At 73.5% G+C, this 2,846-nt stretch carries 4 protein-coding genes; 1 reads left to right on the top strand and 3 read right to left on the bottom strand.

Annotation, left to right across the window (positions count from 1 at the left end; all coding sequences use genetic code 11):
- The 3 genes from ACTS11_RS16970 to ACTS11_RS16960 form a co-directional block, all read right to left on the bottom strand.
- The coding region (locus tag ACTS11_RS16970; RefSeq protein ID WP_442641477.1) for a hypothetical protein at positions 1-234 on the bottom strand (234 nt) is incomplete at its 3' end.
- A 17-nt stretch (positions 235-251) separates the two neighbouring features.
- Positions 252-1,652 carry a UDP-N-acetylmuramoyl-L-alanine--D-glutamate ligase gene (gene murD / locus ACTS11_RS16965; protein WP_442641476.1) on the bottom strand — a complete coding sequence of 467 codons (1,401 nt, stop codon included), beginning with the start codon at positions 1,650-1,652 and terminating at the stop codon, positions 252-254.
- Positions 1,653-1,719: 67 nt separating this feature from the next.
- Positions 1,720-2,292 (bottom strand): TetR/AcrR family transcriptional regulator, encoded by a 573-nt coding sequence (locus ACTS11_RS16960; RefSeq protein ID WP_442641475.1) that lies wholly within the window; start codon positions 2,290-2,292, stop codon positions 1,720-1,722.
- Between the two features lie 101 nt (positions 2,293-2,393).
- On the opposite strand from ACTS11_RS16960, the gene ACTS11_RS16955 reads away from it, so the two are divergent.
- On the top strand, positions 2,394-2,846 hold a 453-nt coding region (locus tag ACTS11_RS16955), incomplete at its 3' end, for a DUF418 domain-containing protein (RefSeq protein WP_442641474.1).

The following is a 2,846-nucleotide window of genomic DNA, read 5'->3' as shown; positions in this document are numbered from 1 at the left end:
CGTCCCGATCCCGACCTCGCGGTAGGGCAGGCCCAGCGCCGCCTCCGGGTCGCCCCGGTAGCCGAGCGCCAGCGGCTCCTCCGGACGCGGGGCCGCGCCCAGCGCCTCGGCCAGCGGCCCGACCGTCAGGATGCCGGAGGCCACGCGCCAGAGCACGTAGCCGCCCGCGACCGGGTAGGCCAGCGCCAGCACGAGAAGAAGGATCAGCGCCCGCTTCGCCCAACGTCCCGCCATGGCCCCGCCCTCCCGTCTCAGCCGCCCTTCAGCGCCTCCACGTGGCGGGCGAAGTCCTCGCCCCGCCGCTCGAAATTGTCGTACTGGTCGAAGCTCGCCGCTGCGGGCGCGAGGAGGACGGTGTCCCCCGGCTCCGCCTCCGCCGCCGCGCGCGCGACCGCCGTGCCCATGTCGCCGCAGACCTCGTGCGGCACCTCGCCCAGCGCCAGCGCGAAGGACGCGGCCTCGCGCCCGATGACGTAGGCCTTGACCACGTTGCCCGCGGCGGGCGCCAGCGCCTCCATCCCGCCCTCCTTGGCGAGGCCGCCGCAGATCCAGCGGATGCGCGGGAAGGCCGAGAGCGCCTTGATCGCGGCATCGACATTGGTGGCCTTGCTGTCGTTCACGTAGGCCACGCCGCCGATCTCGGCCACCCGCTGGCTCCGGTGCGGGAGGCCGGTGAAGGTGGCGAGCGCGTCCTCGAGCGTCTTCGGCGCGAGGCCGAGCGCGCGCGCCACCGCATAGGCGCAGGCGGCGTTCTGGTGGTTGTGCGCTCCCGGCAGCCCGATCATCGGCCGGAGGTCGATCGAGGCCACCTGCCGCCCCTTGCGCCATTCCGACAGCCAGCCCTTGCGCGTGGTGATGTCCCAGCCGGGCCCCGAGATCCTGCGCGCCGAGACGCGGATGAGCCGCCCGTCGCCCGGCCCCTCGGCGATCTGGTTGGCGAGATAGCGCCCCTCGGGCTCGTCCACGCCGATCACCGCGCGGTCCGGCCCGCCCTCGGCGAAGAGGCGGCGCTTGGCGGCGAAGTAGCCGCCCATGCCGCCGTGCCGGTCGAGATGGTCGGAGGTGAGGTTCGTGAAGACCGCGATGTCGGGGGTGAGCGCGCGGGCGAGCTCGATCTGGTAGGAGCTGAGCTCGAGCACGATCACCGCGCCCTCCCCCGGCGGGTCGATGTCGAGAACGCCGCGCCCGATGTTCCCGGCGAGTTCGACGGCCATCCCGGCGCTCTCGAGGAGATGCGCGATCAGGGCCGAGGTCGTGGACTTGCCGTTCGTGCCCGTCACCGCGACGATGCGCGGCGGCGTGTCGAGATCGGCCCATCCGCCCGTGGCGAGCGAGCGGAAGAACAGGCCGATGTCGTTGTCCACCGGGATACCGGCCTCCATCGCGGCGGCGATGACGCGGTGCGGCTGCGGGTAGAGATGCGGGATGCCGGGCGAGGTGATGAGACAGGCGACCCCGAGCAGCGCGTCGCGCCCCATCGGATCGGCGACGGTGAAGCCCTCGGCGTCGGCCGCCGCGCGCCCCGCCGCGCCGTCGTCCCAGGCCAGCACCTCGGCCCCGCCCGCGCGCAGCGCGCGCGCCGCCGACAGGCCCGAGCGCCCGAGCCCCAGCACCACGACCTTCTGCCCCTCGAAACCCTGAACCGGGATCATGCCTCGCGTCCTTCGTCCGTGTTCCGCCGTGAATACAGGCAGGCCGCGCCTCCCGCCACCCCGGCCATTACCGGACCGCCGGACATTCCAGCGCGAAGACATGGGCGAGATGGGCCATGCACTCCTCCCGCGTCAGCGCGGGCACGCCGCTCATCAGGTGGCCGAGAAGCCCGTCATGGAGCGCGAGGAGCCGGATCGCCGCGCCCTCGGGGTCGGGGCAGGTCCAGTCGCCGGACGCCGCGCCCTCGGCGATCAGCGCCGCGACATCCGCCACGAAAGCGTCCATCGCCGCCTCCAGCACCCGGGCCAGCGCGGGGTCGGTGCGCGCCGCCTCGCCCGCCTCGACCCAGACCTGCCAGAGCGGATCGTTCCCGGCGTCGAAGGCCGCGCGGAGGAGCGCGTCGCGCCGCGCGGGCGGCGTCGTGGCCCCGAGGCCGAGGAGCCGGTCGCGCCCCTGCCCCAGCACGCGCCCCAGCGCCTCGGCGCGCAGCTCGGACCAGGTGAAGTAGTGGTTGAGAAGCCCGACGCCCACGCCCGCCCGCGCGGTCACGTCGCGCGTGCGCACCGAGGCCAGCCCGCGCCCGGCGATCAGCTCCGCCGCCGCCGCGACCAGTTCCTCGCGCCTGTCCTCTTTCCGCATGGCCTCGCCCCGTTGCGCCCGGGAAACATCTTGACAGATGTTGAGCGGATGCTCAATAAGGCGTCATGACGAGTTGAGCAATTGCTCAAATGGAGGTTCCCATGTCCGCTTCCCGCGCCCCCGAGGTCGATCTGCTGCGCGCCGTCGCGCTCTACGGCATCTGCATCGCGAACATCCCCTATCTCGCGCTGCCCTACGACGCGCTGGCGATCCCGCCTTCCGAGGGACTCGACCGGCTCGCCGCGACCGGCACGGCGCTGCTGGTGCACGGCAAGTTCTTCGTCCTCTTCTCCTTCCTCTTCGGCTGGGGCTTCGGCGTGCAGCTGGCCAGCGCCGCGCGGCGCGGACGGCCCGCGGGGCAGACCTACCTGCGGCGGCTCGGGGGGCTTTTCCTCATCGGGATCGCCCATGCCTTCCTCGTCTTCGCGGGGGACATCCTGATCCTCTACGCGATCCTCGGCCTCGTCCTGTGGTCCCTGCGCGAGGCCTCCGACCGCACGCTCCGGCGCATCGCGGGCGGCGCGGTCGTGCTGGCGGCCCTGGCCTACGCGGTG

It is taken from the genome of Roseicyclus sp. (genome assembly GCF_052168335.1).
Classification (GTDB): Bacteria; Pseudomonadota; Alphaproteobacteria; order Rhodobacterales; family Rhodobacteraceae; genus Roseibacterium.
This window is presented reverse-complemented; position numbering and strand designations above follow the sequence as displayed.